The following is a 17,882-nucleotide window of genomic DNA, read 5'->3' as shown; positions in this document are numbered from 1 at the left end:
CTGTCCTCCCTCATTTGGGTGAGAGGTGCGCCAATTTGTCACATCCCGGCTCGCTCGTGGCTCCCTATAATGCGCAGCCTGTCAGCGCAAAGAGAGAGCGATCCTGTGGAGCGAAGCAAACGGATACCCGGAGCCATGGCGGCAGCGATTCTTGCCGTCGTCAGTCCCCTGAGCACAGGCCATGACCTCGCCATCGAACTGGTGGAAGTCACCGCCCGCGCGGAACCGCGCTCGGGCCAGCTGCTGAGCGAGGCGCCGGTAACACGCCCCACCCACGATGCCGGTGAACTGCTGCGCTCGGTGACCGGCATGACCGCACTGCGCCGGGGCGGCCGCGGCTTCGACCCGATCATCCGCGGCCAGAGCCAGAGCAATCTCAACGTGATTGCGAACGGTGCCTTCAGTTACGGTGCCTGTCCCGGGCGCATGGATCCGCCCAGCACCTATGTCGGGGTCGACAGCTTCGATTCGGTTTCGGTGATCAAGGGCCACCGCTCAGTGATCTACGGCGCCGGTGGCAGCGGCGGCACCCTCCTGTTCGAACACCTGCGTCCGGAGTTGAACGACAGCGGCCTGGCCGGCTCGGTCACCAGCGGCTATACCGGCAACTCGGATCTGAAAAGCCTGGCGGCGGATGTCGCGGCCGGTAATGAGCGCGGCTACGTACGCCTGTTTGGCGCCAGCAAGCACTCCGACAACTACGAAGACGGCAACGGCGACCAGGTCGCCTCGGCCTTCGATTCCACAACCCTGGGCATCGTTGCCGGCATCGATCTGCTGCCCGGCAGCTACCTTGAATTCAGCCATGAGCGCGCGGATGAAGAGGATGTCTGGTATGCCGGCAATGGCATGGACGCAGTTTTCGCCGAGTCCGCCAGCACCAGCGTGAAGTGGGTGCAGCAGGCCCTGGGGGCCGCGGACGAGGTGGAGCTGACCCTGTACTACAGCGATGTAGACCACCTGATGGACAACTATACCGTACGCGAGCGCAATACCCAGCCCGCCGGCATGGCGGCACCCTCCTCCTCCACGACCTGGGGCGGTCGCCTGCTGGCCACCTTTCTCACCGGGAACAGCGAGTGGCGAGCAGGCGTCGACTACCGCGCCAACGACCGCAACGCCGACCTGTACATGGACCAGGGCAAGGACGGCGACTACGACATGCTGGTGGCACGCATGTGGCCCGATGCCCAACAGCGTCAGGCCGGCCTGTTTGCGGAGCTGGATCACCGCCTCAATGCGCGGGATACACTGCGCCTGGGCCTCCGCCTCGACCAGCATGACTCCCGGGCAGAGGATGCAAACCTGAGCGCCGGCATGATGGGCAGCGCCACACCGGCGCGACTCTATCAGCAGTTCTACAACACCAATGACACTCGCAAAGATGACCTGGGGCTCAGCGCGGTGCTGGGCTGGGACCGGCAGATCGACCCGTTAACCCTGTTCAGCGCCAACCTCAGCCGCTCGGTGCGCACGCCGGACAGTTCCGAACAGTGGATTGCCCGCAGCGCCGGCGGCAATTTCTGGGTCGGCAATCCCGACCTGGATCCGGAGATCCACCAACAGCTGGACCTGACCCTGGTGCGAGACCATGGTCGCCTGGAATGGAGCGCCACCGTATTCGTCGATGCGGTGGACGACCATATCGAACGCTATCGGGCCGGCAGCGCAGACCTGTACCGCAACAGCGATGCCACCCTGTTTGGCAGCGAGATCGACGCCAGCCTGGTGGTCAGCGACCACCTGCGCACCCGCCTGGGCCTCGCCTGGACCCGCGGCCATGGCGACAACGGCGACCTGGCCCAGATCGCCCCGCTGGAAGCGCGCCTGAACCTGGACTACCAGCGCGGCAACTGGGCACTGGGAGCCGAGTGGGTGGCCTCGGCCAGCCAGAGCAATTTCAACCCGGCGGTGGATGTCGATGCTCCGACTCCAGGCTTCGGTGTCCTGCACCTGTACGGGCACTGGAATCTCGGCGCCAGCCTTATCCTGGAGGCCGGGATTGAGAACCTGTTCGACCGCGCCTATGCCTATCACGTCAATGCCGGTAACGCCGATCCTTTCAACCCGGAGGCCGTCCGGGTCAATGAGCCGGGCCGGCAGGGCTGGCTGAAACTGCGCTACCAGCTCTGATACCGGGACAGGGACCCTCAGGCGCGCCAGACCACCGGGCAGTCGGCACTGTCGAGTATATCGCCCTCGCGAACGAATTCATGGTGGGGTTTGCGGGGCGCGCCCGGGCGGAAGTGATAGACCACATCATCACCGCAATAACGCAAGCTGATGGCGCGGCGCCTGCGGTCAGAACTCAGGTTGCCGCCGGCGGCGTGCAGGGTGCGGGCGTGATGTACCGTCATGTCACCGGGGCCGAGGTCAAACTGTAACAGTTGCACCTCTCCGGCGGCCGCCAGAGCCTCGATGTCCGGAATCACCTCACCTTCCGTGCCCGGCATCGGCAAATTGGAGACGAACCAGTTGGGCCGGTACTGGCCCTGCCAGCGATGGGAGCCCCGCACAAAGCTCATGGCCCCGGTCTCGGCATCGGCGACATCGAGCGGAATCCAGGTGGTGCAGACCTGCTCGCCGCTGACATGGAAATAGGACAGGTCCTGGTGCCACGCAGTGCGCTCCGCCGTATCCGGCTCCTTCACCAGCACACTGTCCTCCCACAGGTTGACCTTGTGCGAGCGCAACAGGCGCGCAACGATCTCGCCGATCGAGGGATTCAGGGCAAAAGCCCGACAGTCCGCATCGACGCGCCAGTGATCAGTGCCGGAAACGAAGCGGCCCCGACCCTGACGCCCGTCGGTGAGCACATCGCCGCCTGTGCTGGCGATCTCCGCTCCCATCGCAGACATGTCATACATGGTGCCGCCGATTGACTCCTGTACCAGACGGTCGACCGCGGGGGCCATTTCCAGAACAAAACCCGGGTCCAGTACACCGCGCAGGCAGACTACCCCGTCCTCCCAGAAGGCGGTGACCTCCTCTTCGGAGGGCAGTCGCAACAGTGCCATAGCATTCATGTTCGCCCCCGCCTATTGCCACAGATGGTGCCGCGCAATGCCTTCATCCCTGCGGCCGATACCAGATCGGAGAAGTATAGGCTCGCTCCTGCAAGGTCGGTGGCACCGACTCCGAAAGCGGCAAGTCGTTCCGCAGACTGTCCCAGGTACTCCAGCGGCAGGTCGGGTTCTCCAGCACGCGCACGTAGTAGAACGCCGCCAGTGCAGCGTTGAAATCAGGGTCATGCCACAGGGTCTGCAGCTGCGTGGCGCCCTTGTCGCGAGAAATGTCACAGGTAGTCAGCGACACCTGGGCACCGTTGTCCGGACAGCGATGGGAGGCGGCATCCGGCTCCAGACCATCGGAGCAGGCGACGTCATACACCCGCTCCCGCTTTTCGCCTGCTTCAACCCAGCCCTTGACCACCTGTACTCTCTGCAACCAGGCACTGGCCGCGTCCTTCATCGCCCAGACCAGAAACTGCGGTGCCGTATTCGCGCCAGCGCGATCGGGCAGGTCCGCGCCCATCGGCACGCCCTTGGCATAGGCCAGGCTGACGGCATCGTGTCGCTCGAGGATATTCTCCGGCCACCCCCAGCCACCAAAGAACCGCACCTTGATCCTGGGGCCACTGGTTCCGAATACCTCGCGCCGCGCCAGGGCGTCGAAGATCGCCTCGCGGGTATTGCTTTCGGCCCAGACACCCGCCAGTCCCGAGGCGCTGTACTTGACGTGCTCCACATTTATGAAACTGCCGCCGCGGCGCTGTTCCGGGGTGCCGTCGGCCACACCAATCTTGCCATGATAGTTGTCTTCCTCCACGGGCGAGGTGGCGTTGTGGCCATCGCTGGCGGCGATGACACCGAAGCGGTAGGGATTGAAGCCGGCGGCGGCCTCCAGCTGCAGCCCTGTCAGCCAGGCATCGCGGATATAGCTCCCCTGGACCTTGCCTTCGGTGCCGCGCCCGCCCAGCAGATCCCCCAGGATCTCGAAACCGGACCACTCGTCGTTGGGAGACAGCAGTGGATGGGTTTCGGAGCTGCCCTTGATCTGTGTGATCTCCGCCAGCGGCTCGTTGCGCTGGCGCAGTTCGGCATACGCGGCATCGAGCGGCTCACCGTCAAAGGCGACGGCATCCGGGAACATCAGGCCATTGCTGAGGTTGGAATTGTGCGAGATCGCCAGTCCCTCGATCCCCAGTGAGCGCTGCTCGTCCAGCCACTGCCACAAGTCCCGGGGATCTACACTGTCAAAGCTGGAGAAGGGCTTGTCGGGCACCTTGCTGCTGCGGAAGATCACGTTGCGATGCAGGTTGACCTCGTCCATACCGCCGGCGGAGGTCCACTCGTAACCTACCAGCGTACTGAACTCACCAGGACGGTAGAAGCGGTCCGCCAGCTCTACGTACTGCTGCCAGATGTCGTACCGCAATTCAGGTTCGACCAGGTCCGGAATCGGCTTGCCCTCGCCCATGGTCATCAATACACCCAGCAGCGCTTCGTGACGCCGGGCGCCATCGCCCGAGGTGAGGGCCTGTGCCACCTCAAGGGAGGCCAGCTCGCTGTCCGGGTCAAACAGCTGCGGCAGGATACCCATGTACTCGGAGTGATCGGTGATGGCAATAAAGTCCAGCGGTTGGCCCAGCTGGACTTTGCCGCCACCAACATGCGCTATGGCCTCCCCGCGGGCATAGCGATAGGCCTCCTCGGGCCCGACGCGCACATTCATCATGAAGGCATCGGGCGAGTTCATGGTGTGTATGTGCAGTTCGCCGAACAGCGCAATGTGCTCGGGATAACGGGGAGCCGGTGGGTCATTGGGCACCACTTGCACCTCATCTGCAGGAGCAGGCTCCGCCAGCCCCCCAGGCGCCGAAGTGCCCGGCTGCCCGCAGCCCGCCAGAATCAGCACTGCCAACACGGCAGCCAATATGCGGTGACTTTGTCGCTCAGGTTCTTGCAACGTTTTTGACTCCGTTAGTGTTCCCTGAACATACTCTCGCAAGCGCTGCGGCCCAAAGTGTCCGGGGCTGAAACGTTGAACCGGCTGCGAAAAAGGTTGCCGGGGTTCGGTCCCGGCCGCAGCAGCCGGTGGTATTTGCCCTGCGACCAACACATATTGGCTCACATGCCCCCAGGGAGCTCATGAGGAACAGTTATGAAAGCCATCATGCTGCACGGACCCGACGATCTCCGCATCGACGACGTTCCCGACCCTGTGCCCGGCCCCAATGACGTCGTGATCCGTCTGGCCGCCTGTGGCATTTGCGGCACGGATCTCAGCTTCGCTGCGGTCGGCGGCATGCTGGGCCCCTCGGATACACCCATGGCGCTGGGACATGAGCTGTCCGGCACCATCGCTGCCATCGGCAACAACGTGACCCACCTGGAGCTGGAGCAACGGGTCGTGGTCAACCCCACCTCTGAATCCAACATGATCGGCTCCGGTGGTGCCGGAGGCTTTGCCGACTTCCTGCTGGTCAGGGACGCTGCCCCGGGCGAGCATGTGTTTCCCATCCCCGATTCCCTGTCCTTCGAAGAAGCTGCCCTGACCGAACCGCTCTCGGTGGCCCTGCACGGCGTCAACCGCGCCGGGGTCGGACCCGGCAGTCGCGTAGCCGTGTTCGGCGCCGGCCCCATCGGTCTCGGCGTGATACTGTTCCTGCGCCAGCGCGGGGTTGAGGATATCGTGGTTTTCGACATGTCCGAACAGCGCCTGGAGCGGGCACGCACCCTGGGTGCGAAGGCCGCGCTGAATCCCGCCAATGTGGATGTGCGCCAGAGCCTGGGCGAGGCACATGGCGCGGGCACCCTCTACGGATGGCCCGTGGTACATACCGATACGTTCATCGAAGTCTCCGGCGCCGCGCGGGTCATCCCCGATGCCATCGCCATGGCGCCGCTGCACTCGAAGCTGGTGGTGATCGCGGTACATCATGAACCGGTGCCCGTCGACTTCCAGACCGCACTGGCCAAGGAAATGACCTTCACCACCTCGCTGGCCTACCCGACCGAATTCAACGACGTGCTGGAGTCGCTGATCGCCCGCAAACTCGCTGTGGAACCGATGATCAGCCACCGCTACACCTTCGACCGGTTCATGGAGGCCTTCGCCACCGCCCGGGACAAGGAGCGCTCCGCCAAGGTGATGATCACGTTTCCCAACTAGCCCGGAGCCGAAAGGCGGCGCTGGACCGCCTTGCCCGCCTCCATCAGCAGCAACATGGCGACCCCCACGGCGAGTACCTGCGCTGACTGCACCGGCGTAGCCAGATTAGACAAGCCAGCGCCTCCCCTGCTGAGGTAACATCTTGCTACCCGCATGAGCAAAAAAAACCAATACAAGGGGAATCCCATGAAAACACCGCTGCACACATTCCGTCTGACACTCGCAGCCCTGCTGGTGGTATCGGTCAATGCAACCGCCCAGGACCGCGCCGGCGGCATGCTCGAGGAAGTGGTGGTCACCGCCCAGAAACGTACCGAGAGCCTGACTGATGTGCCCATATCCATCGCCGTGATGGGCAGCGAAGCGATCATGAAGACCGGTGTCCGACAGATGCGCGAAGTCGCCGAATTCATCCCCAACATGAGCATTTCCGGCGGCAACGACAGCACCACCGCGGTGCGCATTCGCGGGGTCGGAGCCAATACCCGCAACATCGGCTTCGACACCCGCGCCGGTGTCTACGTCGATGGTGTCTACATGGGCCAGTCACCCGCCCAGAATGTCGATATCCTCGACCTGGAACGGATTGAGGTCGCCCGCGGCCCCCAGGGCACCCTGTTCGGCAAGAACACGGTTGCCGGCGCGATCAACATGATCACCAGGAAGCCCTCGCAGGAGCAGGAACTGCTGGTCACCGGGGAGGTGGGCAACTATGACTCCTACCGCGTGTCGGCGATCGCCAACCTGCCGCTGGGCGACAACGCCGCTGCGCGCTTCTCCATCGTTGACCACAACCGCGAGGGCTATATCAAGAACGTCACCACCGGCACCCGCCACAATGAGCGCGACGGCACCTCCATGCGCGGCCAGTTCGCCTTTGGTGGCGAGTACTACGACGTCAACATCGCCGGCGATTACCTGGAATCCGAGCGCGTCTCCTTTTTCGGGGCTGCAATTTCGGACTGGTCCGGCAGCGTCCCCAACACCGCGTCGCCCGGCCGCTTCAACATCGACAACAACTTTGACAACAACGAGGAGCGGGAGATCTGGGGTTTGTCCGCTACGGTCAATGTCGACCTGGGCAGCGACTACAACCTGACGTCGATCACCGCCTACCGTGACACTTCCATCGAGCGCCAGCAGGACACCGATCACTCCTTCAACGACATGCTGTTCCTGAATTATCCCGATGCCTATGAGCAGACCACCCAGGAGTTCCAGCTGTTCTCGCCGGACAGCGGGCGCCTGAAGTATGTCGCAGGCCTGTTTATCTACGACGAAAAGGCAGTTTCCAGCCGCCAGGTGACCATTGGCTCGGATATCGGCATTGTGTTCCAGGGGCTGGCACCGCCGCTGGCGCCCTTCGGTGCCGCCTTCGCGGGCGCCGGGGTAGGCACCTTCGCCGATGTCGACACCCGCAGCTACGCGGCCTACATCAACGGCACCTACGACCTCACCGAGCGCCTGACCCTGGGCTTTGGCCTGCGCTATACCGACGAGGAGCGCGAGGTCGACTTCGACCTGGTCGGTGACATTGTCGACCTCTCCCCCGTTCCCCTGCAGGTACCGGGTGCCGCCATCTTCGGGGTGGCTGTGGGTCCGGTCGTCAATGGCCAGACCGTGGCCACTTTCCAGGAAAAGAACGACTACGACGACCTCTCCCCCATGATCAGCCTGAGCTATGCGCTGGGTGAGGATACGAACCTGTATGTAAAATATTCCGAGGCCTTCAAGAGCGGCGGCTTCAACGTCGACTTCGTATCCGAAAGTGCGCTCAGCGATGGCATTGCTTTCGACCAGGAAACAGTGGAGGCCTGGGAGATAGGCCTCAAGGGCACCGCCCTCGATAATCGCCTGCGCTATAACCTGGTGGCCTTCCAGATGGACTTCGAGGACTACCAGCTCAACCAGTTCGTGCAGCTGGCCAACAACACCTCTGCCATCACCATCCGCAACGCGGCTGAAGTGAGTTCCCGCGGGCTGGAGGCGGAAATCACCTACTACCCGACCAACAACCTGATGCTGCAGGCCGCGATCGGCTACAACGACGCCGAGTTCGACTCCTTCCCCGGCGGCGCCAGCGTGCGCAACCCGGCGGGGCTGGGAGCCGACCTGGCCGGCAACAAGCTTCCCGACGCACCGGAGTGGACTTCGGCGCTGGCGGTGCAGCACAACCTGCCGCTGGCAGCACTGAATGCGGAGCTGGTCACCCGGGTCGACTGGACTTACAGCGACAGCTTCTATTCCAGCGAGGACAACGTGTCCTTCGCCCGTCCGGGCAGCAGCCTGGTCTGGGGCGAAGTGGACAGCTACTCGCTGCTGAACGGGCGTATCGGTCTGGAAGCAGAATCCTGGTCGATCTACCTGTGGGGGCGCAATATCCTCGACAAGGAGTATGACCAGACCTGGACCTCCGATTTCCTCGGTACCGTCGCCAACTTCCCCGGCGACCCGCGCACCTACGGTGTCGAGGTCTCCTACAGGTTCCTTTGAGGAAGCGCCCAGCCACTCCAGGCCGATGCCCGCAGCGCCGCGCGGGCATCGGCACTCTTGCCATCGACTACAGGAATAACACAATGTCCCTTTCTTCGAGCCGTCTGTGCACCGCCGTATTTGCCGCCGTCCTCACCGCGACAGCGGCACTGGCATCCGCCAGCGAAGTGGAATACCTGGGAGGCAGCGGCGTGCTGCCCGCAAGCCTGCCCTTCTCCGAAGCCGTGCGGGTCGACAATACCTACTATCTCTCGGGACAGCTGGGAGTCAAACCCGGCACGATGGAGCTGGTACAGGGGGGGATCCGCGAGGAAGCCCGCCAGACCATGGAGAATATCGCCGCGGTATTGGCGACACAGGGGCTGGACATGAGTGATGTCGTGAAGTGCACCGTGATGCTGGCAGACATGTCGGAGTGGGGTATTTTCAACGAGGTCTACCGCAGCTTCTTCACCCCACCCTACCCCGCCCGCAGCGCCTTCGGCAGTACCGGCCTCGGCCTCGGCGCCAGGGCAGAGGTGGAATGCATCGCGGTCGACAGCAGCAGCGACCAATGAGTCGACTCAAGGGGCTGAGTGTACTGATCCTGTCGGGCCTGGCATTTGCCACCACGGCGGCAGGCCAGGATTGGGAGACCATAACACCGGGCGGCGAGACCCTGTGCGCAACCGGGACCCCCTACAAGTTCCACGTGCGCAGGGCCGATCCGGACAAGGTCATGCTGTTCTTCAACGGCGGCGGCGCCTGCTGGTCGGCAGCAACCTGTGATGCTGCGGGCCAACCCAGTTACCGCCCCTTCGCCAGTACCGAGGCCGGCAACGACCCCCGCCACTACGATGGCGCCTTTGCCCTGGACAACCCCGAAAACCCCTTCCTCGGCTGGTCCCAGATATTTGTCTCCTACTGTACCGGTGACGTCCACCTCGGCGCCGCCGAGGCCAGCTACACCCGCCCTGATGGCAGCGAATTCACCATCCACCACCGCGGCTGGGCCAACAGTATGGCGGCGCTGGACTACCTGTTTACCCACTTCAGCGCGCCGGAGCGCGTCGTGGTGGCCGGGGGCAGTGCCGGCGCCCTGTCGTCGCCGGTGTTTGCCGCCATCGTCGCCCGCCAGTACCCGGATGCCGCCGTGGTACAGTTTGCCGGCGGCGGCGCCGGCTACCGGCTGCCTCCCCCCACCCTGCTGTGGCAGCGCTGGAACGTGCTGGCCTCGCTGCCCGGCTGGTACAACGCCGACAATCAGACGGCTGCGACCCTGACCATACCCGACCTCTATCGCCTCGCCTTCCGGGCCGCACCAGCACTGCGTTTCCACCAGTTCGACCACGCCTATGACGCGGTCCAGGAGGACTTCCACCGGATGCTCGGGCAGCCGGTGGAACTGCTGCCGGGGCTCGATGCCAATCGCGCCGAGCTACAGACGGATATCCCTTCCCTGCGTACCTATGTCGCGGCCGGTGAATTCCATACCCTGCTCCGTTACAGCGAACTCTACAGCCGGGAAACCGCCGGCGTCAGGGCCGTGGACTGGGTGCGGGCACTGATCGCCGGCGAGGACGTCGCAGACGTCCACTGCGGCGAGCCCGCGGCCTGTCGCTGATCCGACAGCGCGGAAGCGCAATCGCTTGATCCCGGACAATGTCGGCGACGCCGGTTGGGCTATGCTTGAGGCACAAGCCCATAACGCCGGAGGTTATCCGTGTCCGTCAGCAACTGCATCCTGTGGTTCAACGAAGTCGGCCTGCAACATCTCGCCGAGGTCGGCGGCAAAAACGCCAGTCTGGGGGAAATGTACCAGCAACTCGCAGAGCAGGGAGTCACCGTGCCCTATGGTTTTGCAACCACCGCCCAGGCCTTCCACGACTATCTCACCGCAAATGAACTGCAGCAACCCATCAGTGACGCCCTCGGGGAGCTGGCTGCGGGCCGGCAGTCGCTGGCCGCTAGCGGGCACAGGATCCGCGACCTGATCCGCGCCGGCGCCTTCTCCCCCGAACAGCGCGAGCAGATCACCGGCGCCTACCTGGCGCTGTGTGAGCAACTGCAGCACCCGGATATGCCGGTGGCGGTGCGCAGCTCCGCCACCGCCGAGGACCTGCCCCAGGCCAGCTTTGCCGGTCAGCAGGAGAGCTTCCTCAATGTCCGCGGCGCCGATGCCCTGCTGGAAGCCTGTCGCGAGTGCTATGCCTCGCTCTACACCGACCGCGCCATCGCCTATCGCGAGGAACAGGGTTTCGCCCACGACCAGGTGGCCCTGTCGGTCGGGGTGCAGCAGATGGTGGAATCCGCGGCTGCAGGAGTGATGTTCACCCTCGATACCGAGAGCGGCTTCCCGGATATCGTGCTGATCAGCGCGGCCTGGGGGCTGGGGGAAACCGTGGTCAAGGGCTCCGTGAACCCCGACCGCTACATGGCCTACAAGCCCTTCCTGGAGCGGCCGGAGTTGAACCCGGTGATCGAGAGCACCGTCGGCAGCAAGCTCTGCAAGATGCGCTATGCGCTGCCCGCAGACGAGGGTGTGGGGGAACACGGGCGCGCCGAGGCAACGGTGACTGTCCCCACCAGCGCTGACGAGCAACGCCGCCGGGTACTGTCGGACAGCGATGTCCTGCAGCTCGCGCGCTGGGCGCAGCTCATCGAGCGCCACTATCAGCGCCCCATGGATATCGAGTGGGCGCAGGACACTAGCGGCCAGCTGTTCATCGTCCAGGCACGACCGGAAACCATCGAATCACAGAAAGACCGCAGCGTCCTGGTGAGCTACAAGCTGACCGAGCAAGGCAAGGTGCTGCTGGAGGGCTCCAGCGTGGGCAGCGCCATAGCCTGCGGTCCCGTCTGTGTGGTCGAAACCCCGAATGATGTCGAACATTTTCCCGAGGGCGCTATCCTGGTCACCGAGCGCACCGACCCGGACTGGGTACCCATCATGCGCAGGGCCGCCGGCATTGTCACCAACAGCGGTGGCACCACCAGCCACGCAGCCATCGTCAGTCGCGAACTGAAAAAGCCGGCCATTGTCGGCTGCGGCAATGCCACGGATCTGCTGCACGACGGCATGGAGATCACCATCAGCGGCGCCGACGGCGCAACCGGCAAAGTATATGAGGGCAGCCTCGCCTTCGAGTGCGAGACCATCAGCCTGGCGGACCTGCCGGCGACAACAACCGCACTGATGATCAACGCGGCACTGCCGGACGGCGCCCTGCAGTGGTGGCAACTGCCCGTCGCCGGGATCGGCCTGACCCGGATCGAATTCATCATTTCCAGCCAGATCCGGGTCCATCCCATGGCCCTGGTACACCCGGACAAGGTCAAGGATCCGGAGGTAGCAAAGCGCATTGTCGACCTCCATCACGGCTTTGCGCAACCGACCGACTACTTTGTGGACACACTGGCCCGCTCCGTCGCCAAGATCGCCGCTTCCCAGTACCCGCGACCGGTCATCGTGCGCATGTCGGACTTCAAGTCCAACGAGTACCGCGGCCTGCTGGGAGGCGAATTCTTCGAACTTGAAGAAGAGAATCCGATGCTCGGCTTCCGCGGCGCCTCCCGCTACTACCACCCGTTGTACCGGGAGGGTTTTCAGCTGGAGTGCCAGGCGATTCGTCGCGCCCGCGAGGACATGGGCTTTGACAACATCATTGTCATGATCCCCTTCTGCCGGACCCCGGGGGAAGCGGACCAGGTACTGGAGGCGATGGCGGAGGCGGGCCTCGAGCGCGGCAGCGCCGGCCTCAAGGTCTATGTCATGTGCGAGATTCCCTCCAATGTGATTCTCGCCGACCAGTTCGCCCGGCGCTTCGATGGCTTCTCCATCGGCAGCAATGACCTGACCCAGTTGGTACTGGGCATCGACCGCGACTCTGCGGTACTCAAGAGCCTGTTCGATGCCCGCGACGAGGCGGTGAAACGGATGATCGAACAGGTGATCCGGGTGGCCCACGAGCACGGCTGCAAGGTCGGCATCTGCGGCCAGGCGCCCTCCGACCATCCGGAGTTTGCCGAATTCCTGGTGCACTGCGGCATCGACTCCATCTCCCTGAATCCCGATTCCGTGGCTCGGGCCAGCGTGCATGTGGCAGCGGCGGAGTCCGGCGACGGGTAGATTTTTGAACATTGCTCAAATACTATCGGGCTTCACTGATAATCAGCCCTGGAACGACACCGCATGAGCATGGACCTGTCGGAAGAAGACCAGTTATTTGTCGATGTCACCCGCAAGTGGGTGGACAAGGAGTGCCCCAAGGACTGGTGCCGCCAGCTCGAACAGCAGGAACATGTCTTCCCGCACGAACTGTGGGACAAACTGGTGGAGTTCGGCGCCCATGGTATCGGTGTCCCCGAGGAATACGGCGGCCAGGGTGGCACCATTCTCAACCAGACCCTGTTTGCGCGGGAGTTTTCCCGCACCGCGGCGGGGCTGAGCTGGGTCTGGGGGGTCACTTCCTTTTCCGGTACCAAGGCGGTCAACTTCTGCGGCTCCGAGGCCCAGAAGCAGGCGTTCCTGCCCCGTATCGCCAGTGGTGAACTCAAGACCGCAATGAGCTTTACCGAGGCCGGCGGCGGCACCGACCTGCTCGGCGGCATGAAAACCCGGGGCGACAAGGTCGACGGCGGCTGGGTCCTGAACGGCGAGAAGATCTGGAGCACCGGCGCCGATGTCGCCGACTACCTGCTGGTCATGGCGCGCACGGACATGAAAGCCGCAAAACGCAGCGACGGTATCTCCATCTTTTTTGTACCTCGCAGCAGCAAGGGGATCACGGTAACGCCGCTTGCAAAACTCGGTATGCGCGCCATGAGCTCCTGTACCGTGCTGATGGAAGATGTGTTCGTCCCCGACGAACTCCTGCTGGGCGAGCCCAACCGGGGCTGGTACCAGTCCACCAGGACCCTGAACAACGAGCGCCTGGTCAATGCCGCCACCTGCCTCGGCATGCTGGATGGCGTGATCGAGGACGCCGTGGCCCACATGCAGTCCCGCCGCGCCTTCGGCCAGCCCATCGGCCAGTTCCAGATCCTGCAGCACTACCTCGCCGACATGGCCATGTGGCAGAAGCAGGGTGAGCTCATGGTCCTGCATACCGCCCGCCTGCAGGCGGAAGACAGGCCCAGCGCGATCGAATCGGGCATGGCCAAGGTGCTGTGCTCGGACTACGTCAGCAAGGCCGCCGACCTGGGCATACAGATTCTCGGTGGCATGGGCTACTCCGCGGAAACCGACATGCAGCGCTACTGGCGTGACTCCAGACTGCTGCGCCTGGGGCCGATCAGCAACGAGATGGCCAAGAACATGATCGCCGAGAGCTACGGGATGCCGAGGTCATTCTGAGTACCCGCACAGGCAGGAGCCGACATGACTGACAGCAGCAAGGACATCGTCCGCACCTTCCTGGGCGCCGCCCGGGAGGGAGACAGGGCAACCGTGGCCAGCCTGCTCCACCCGGAGGTACAGGTTATCGAGGCCGGCTCGCTCCCCTTCGGCGGTGTGGTCTCCGGCGTCGAGGGTTTCAACCAGCTGGTGCGCAGGGTATTCACGACCTTCGCCAATACCGCCGTCACCATCGACGAGTATATTGGCGACGGCGACACCGTCGTGGTGCTGGCGACCATGAGCGGACAAAGCAAGGCCAGTGGCGAGGCTTTCAGCATGCCCATCTGCGAAATCTGGCGCCTTCGCGACGGTTTGATTACCGAGATCAGACCCTTCTACCACGACACCCAGAAAATCAACGCCCTCGCGGCAGGGACGGTGGAACTGGCAAATGATCTTGTGTAGCACTGGTGGCTAGGCGTACATTCAACATATTGGCTCCATCACACTGAATCTGGAGAGGAAACTTACATGAGCATGAAAGAGGCCTACGAAAAGAAACTGCAAAGTCAGCTGGATGAATGGCGTGCAGACATCGACAAACTCAAAGCCAAGGCTGACTCAGCCGAAGCCGATGTGCAGTTGGATTATTACAAGCAGATTGAAGAGCTGCGTTCGATGCAGGATGCGGCAAGTGAAAAGCTTGTCGAACTGAAGGACGCCAGCGATGATGCCTGGGAAGATCTAAAGGCCGGTTTGGACAATGCCTGGCACTCACTCAGCATCTCTGTAAAATCGGCTTCCTCCCGCTTCAAGTAATGTCAGGGTTGTATTGCGCCGTTCATACCCGGTCTAACCTGAAAGCCCCGCAGGGCCGCACCCGCCCTGTTTCATGTCCCTTAGAGGAGATACGCAATGTCGAAACGAGATGAGTACGCTGAGCGGATGAAGCAGCAAATTGACGAGATGAACCACGAGATCGATCAACTGGAGCGCAAGGCGAAAAATGCCAGCGACGCTGCCGAAAAAAAATACGACGAACAGGTTGTCAGACTGCGCAAGGAAGTCAAGCAGGCAAGAGCAAAGCTCGATGAGCTCAGGTCAGCTTCCGAGAGCGCCTGGGAATCCATGGTCGACGAGGTCGAGCACGTCGCCAAGACCCTCAAGCAGTCGTTCAATTACTTCAAGTCGCAGCTCTGACCTATCTCCCAAGCGTAACGGCCCTCGACAGGTCCGTTACGCATCTCTTGATCGTCAGCCAAACAGGCAAACTCGGCATTGACCCGTTTGCACAGCTTGGCTGCAAATGCGGGCGCAGCTGCAGGCAGCCCCAACTGACACATTCAGGAGCGATATAGAACATGCCGCCAACAGGCGAGGAATTGAAACAGCCGCCCTGGCAGGAAAACGCCGAAGGCAAACCCCGTCATATCGGGATCGAGCTGGAAATGAGCGGCCTTGATCTCGACGCGCTAGCCGCGGAGGTAGCCGGCTTTTTCAATCTCGATGTTACCTCCAGCGGACGCTACGAGCGTCAGTTGCAAGGTGACCCGGCGGGTGACTGGGTGGTTGAACTGGACTATGACCTGCTCAAACAGCTTGGCCGCGAAGAGCGCGGGGATAAAACTCTCTCGGACAAGATCGGTCAATCGGCAGAAGAGGTGCTTGCCTGGGCCGCGGAGGCACTGGTACCGCTGGAGATTGTCAGTCCGCCGCTGCCTCTGGAGCGGCTGGGCGAAGTCGAGACGCTGATCGTGCACCTGCGCGACGCCGGAGCCAAGGGCACTGCGGACAGCGCCATCAATGCCTTCGGCATGCAGCTGAACCCGGAGCTGCCCAGCCACGAACCCGGGCTGATTGCCGCCAGCCTCAAGGCCTTTTTGTGTCTATACGACTGGCTTTACGAGCGCGCCGATGTCGACCTCTCGCGGCGGGTGACCAGCTACGTTGACCCGTTTCCAACTGACTATGTGAAGAAACTTCTCGCTGCGGACTATTGGCCTGACCTTGCGACCTTGATTGACGACTATCTCATCGACAACCCGACACGCAACCGGGCGCTGGACATGTTGCCGCTGTTCATGTTTCTCGATGAAAACCGTGTCCGCGCCAAGACCGGAGACGCGCTGATCAAAGCCCGCCCCACCTTTCATTATCGTCTCCCGGATTGCCAAATCGACAAGCCGGGGTGGGGGCTGTATGTGGCCTGGAACGACTGGGTGGAAGTCGAGCGCCTGGCTGCGGATGAGGAGCGACTGCAAGCTTGCTGCGAAGCGTACTCGGAGTTTCTGGGCAGTCCGGTGAAGCGCCTGTTCAGCAGTTGGGCAAAAACAGTCGAAGCCGAATGGCTGGTGAAGGCTGCCGGCAACGGATCGCAGAGCTGAACAGGGGAAACTCGATGAATACCCAAGTCGATGTCGTCGTTATCGGCGCTGGTTCAGCCGGGCTGGCCGCGCTCCGTCAAGTCAAGAAGAAGACCGACAGCTTCGTGCTGGTTAATGAAAAGCCCTACGGCACAACCTGTGCCCGGGTTGGCTGCATGCCTTCCAAGACCCTTATTGAGGCTGCCAATGCCTATCACGCACGGCACCGGGCTGACGCCTTCGGTATTCGCGGCAGCGCCGCTTTATCGATCGACATACCCGCAGTGCTGCAGCGAGTCCGCAGCTTGCGTGATCGCTTTGTGTCGGGAGTGCTCAAGTCCACCGAGTCGCTGGGAGAGCGGAGTATCGAGGGAAAAGCCCGCCTTGTCGGGCCCAATACGGTCCAGGTTCACGAGCAGCGATTCGAGGCGCAGAGCATTATTATCGCAACCGGATCCCATCCGGTCGTGCCTGATGCCTGGCGCACCCTGGGTGATCGGCTCCTGACCACCGATACATTTTTCGAGCAACAGACACTGCCATCATCCATGGCAGTGATTGGCCTGGGACCCCTGGGCGTGGAAATGGCCCAGGCACTTGCTCGCCTCGGGGTGGAAATACACGCATTCAGCAATAGTTCTCGACTGGCGGGCATTTCCGATCCCGTGGTCAGCGATTGCCTGCGGACTGCGCTGGGCAGGGAAATGACCTTGAATACAGGCCATGATGTCGAACTCAGTGCCACGCGCAATGGCGTGCGAGTACAGGCTGGCCCCATCGACCTGGAGGTGGAAAAGGTCCTGGTTGCCATAGGTCGGCAACCCAATCTCGATGGCATCGGCCTGTCGGCGCTGGGGCTCGAACTCGACAAGCGCGGCCTGCCAGCGTTTGATGCGACAACCATGCAAATTGCGGATCTGCCAATTTTTATTGCCGGCGATGTCAACGCCGATCGCGGCTTGCTGCATGAAGCCGCGGATGAAGGCTTTATTGCCGGCATCAACGCCGTCAGCGCCGAGGTAACCTGCTTTGAACGTCGCACGCCACTCGCCGTGGTCTTTTCGTCTCCCGGTGTGGCAATCATTGGTCAGCGCCATGCCGATCTTCACCCAGGAAAATTCACCACCGGCTGTGTGGATTTCTCGTCGCAAGGGCGTGCACTGACTGCACAGCGCAACGAGGGCATTCTGCGGGTCTATGCGGCACGGGACAGCGGCCGTATCCTTGGTGCCGAAATGTGCGCCCCCGCAGCCGAGCACCTGGCCCACCTGGTCGCTCTGGCAATTCATCGCGGATTGACTGCATCCGATCTCCTGGCAATGCCGTTCTATCATCCCGTGCTGGAAGAAGGCCTGCGTACCGCCTTGCGTGAAATCACCCGGGAATCCGGGTTTGAACACTCCGACCTCGCCGCGTGCGAAGGTTTCCAGATCGAAGCGCTGGACTGATGCCGGGCTGACAACCGACGGCCGCTTGCCGCAGCCGACGGCCCGGATTCCACCCCCAGAGTGGTATGGTCATGGCCATTTTGTCCA

Annotated in this window: 14 protein-coding genes; 12 read left to right on the top strand and 2 right to left on the bottom strand. The window is 62.7% G+C overall.

The window, feature by feature from the left end:
- Positions 1-135 precede the first annotated feature (135 nt).
- Positions 136-2,133, top strand: coding sequence for a TonB-dependent receptor domain-containing protein (locus tag RLO07_RS12085; protein WP_462292409.1), 1,998 nt, complete (start codon positions 136-138; stop codon positions 2,131-2,133).
- Positions 2,134-2,150: 17 nt separating this feature from the next.
- Here the strand turns inward: RLO07_RS12085 and RLO07_RS12080 are convergent, their stop codons facing one another.
- Together RLO07_RS12080 and RLO07_RS12075 are read right to left on the bottom strand one after the other, a co-directional pair.
- A complete protein-coding gene (locus RLO07_RS12080) occupies positions 2,151-3,026 on the bottom strand; it encodes a phytanoyl-CoA dioxygenase family protein (protein ID WP_462292408.1) in 876 nt (291 codons plus the stop codon).
- 43 nt (positions 3,027-3,069) lie between these two features.
- Positions 3,070-4,968, bottom strand: a complete 1,899-nt coding sequence (locus RLO07_RS12075; protein WP_462292407.1) for a DUF3604 domain-containing protein — start codon at positions 4,966-4,968, stop codon at positions 3,070-3,072.
- A gap of 195 nt (positions 4,969-5,163) precedes the next feature.
- Between RLO07_RS12075 and RLO07_RS12070 the strand changes: the two genes are divergently transcribed.
- The 11 genes from RLO07_RS12070 to RLO07_RS12020 all read left to right on the top strand — a co-directional run bounded on the left by RLO07_RS12070 (position 5,164) and on the right by RLO07_RS12020 (position 17,795).
- Complete coding sequence (locus RLO07_RS12070) at positions 5,164-6,174, top strand: zinc-dependent alcohol dehydrogenase (protein ID WP_462292406.1); 1,011 nt, start codon at positions 5,164-5,166, stop codon at positions 6,172-6,174.
- A gap of 186 nt (positions 6,175-6,360) precedes the next feature.
- Entirely contained in the window at positions 6,361-8,667 is a 2,307-nt protein-coding gene (locus RLO07_RS12065; RefSeq protein WP_462292405.1) for a TonB-dependent receptor, read from the top strand.
- An 83-nt stretch (positions 8,668-8,750) separates the two neighbouring features.
- Positions 8,751-9,224, top strand: coding sequence for a Rid family detoxifying hydrolase (locus tag RLO07_RS12060; protein ID WP_462292404.1), 474 nt, complete (start codon positions 8,751-8,753; stop codon positions 9,222-9,224).
- Positions 9,221-10,270: a pectin acetylesterase-family hydrolase gene (locus RLO07_RS12055; protein ID WP_462292403.1), complete on the top strand. Its 1,050-nt coding sequence runs from the start codon at positions 9,221-9,223 to the stop codon at positions 10,268-10,270. Before RLO07_RS12060 ends, RLO07_RS12055 begins: the two co-directional genes overlap by 4 nt.
- Positions 10,271-10,369: 99 nt before the next feature.
- Positions 10,370-12,775 (top strand): phosphoenolpyruvate synthase, encoded by a 2,406-nt coding sequence (gene ppsA, locus RLO07_RS12050; RefSeq protein ID WP_462292402.1) that lies wholly within the window; start codon positions 10,370-10,372, stop codon positions 12,773-12,775.
- 63 nt (positions 12,776-12,838) lie between these two features.
- Positions 12,839-14,002, top strand: a complete 1,164-nt coding sequence (locus RLO07_RS12045; RefSeq protein WP_462292401.1) for an acyl-CoA dehydrogenase family protein — start codon at positions 12,839-12,841, stop codon at positions 14,000-14,002.
- A gap of 24 nt (positions 14,003-14,026) precedes the next feature.
- Positions 14,027-14,449, top strand: a complete 423-nt coding sequence (locus RLO07_RS12040) for a nuclear transport factor 2 family protein (RefSeq protein ID WP_462292400.1) — start codon at positions 14,027-14,029, stop codon at positions 14,447-14,449.
- A gap of 66 nt (positions 14,450-14,515) precedes the next feature.
- A complete protein-coding gene (locus RLO07_RS12035; RefSeq protein WP_462292399.1) occupies positions 14,516-14,803 on the top strand; it encodes a sll1863 family stress response protein in 288 nt (95 codons plus the stop codon).
- Between the two features lie 96 nt (positions 14,804-14,899).
- Positions 14,900-15,184 carry a sll1863 family stress response protein gene (locus RLO07_RS12030; RefSeq protein ID WP_462292398.1) on the top strand — a complete coding sequence of 95 codons (285 nt, stop codon included), beginning with the start codon at positions 14,900-14,902 and terminating at the stop codon, positions 15,182-15,184.
- Positions 15,185-15,345: 161 nt separating this feature from the next.
- A complete protein-coding gene (locus RLO07_RS12025; protein WP_462292397.1) occupies positions 15,346-16,368 on the top strand; it encodes an amidoligase family protein in 1,023 nt (340 codons plus the stop codon).
- Positions 16,369-16,382: 14 nt separating this feature from the next.
- Positions 16,383-17,795 (top strand): dihydrolipoyl dehydrogenase, encoded by a 1,413-nt coding sequence (locus RLO07_RS12020; RefSeq protein ID WP_462292396.1) that lies wholly within the window; start codon positions 16,383-16,385, stop codon positions 17,793-17,795.
- Positions 17,796-17,882: the final 87 nt, after the last annotated feature.

It is taken from the genome of Haliea sp. (genome assembly GCF_040221975.1).
In the GTDB taxonomy this organism is placed as follows: Bacteria; Pseudomonadota; Gammaproteobacteria; order Pseudomonadales; family Halieaceae; genus Haliea.
This window is presented reverse-complemented; position numbering and strand designations above follow the sequence as displayed.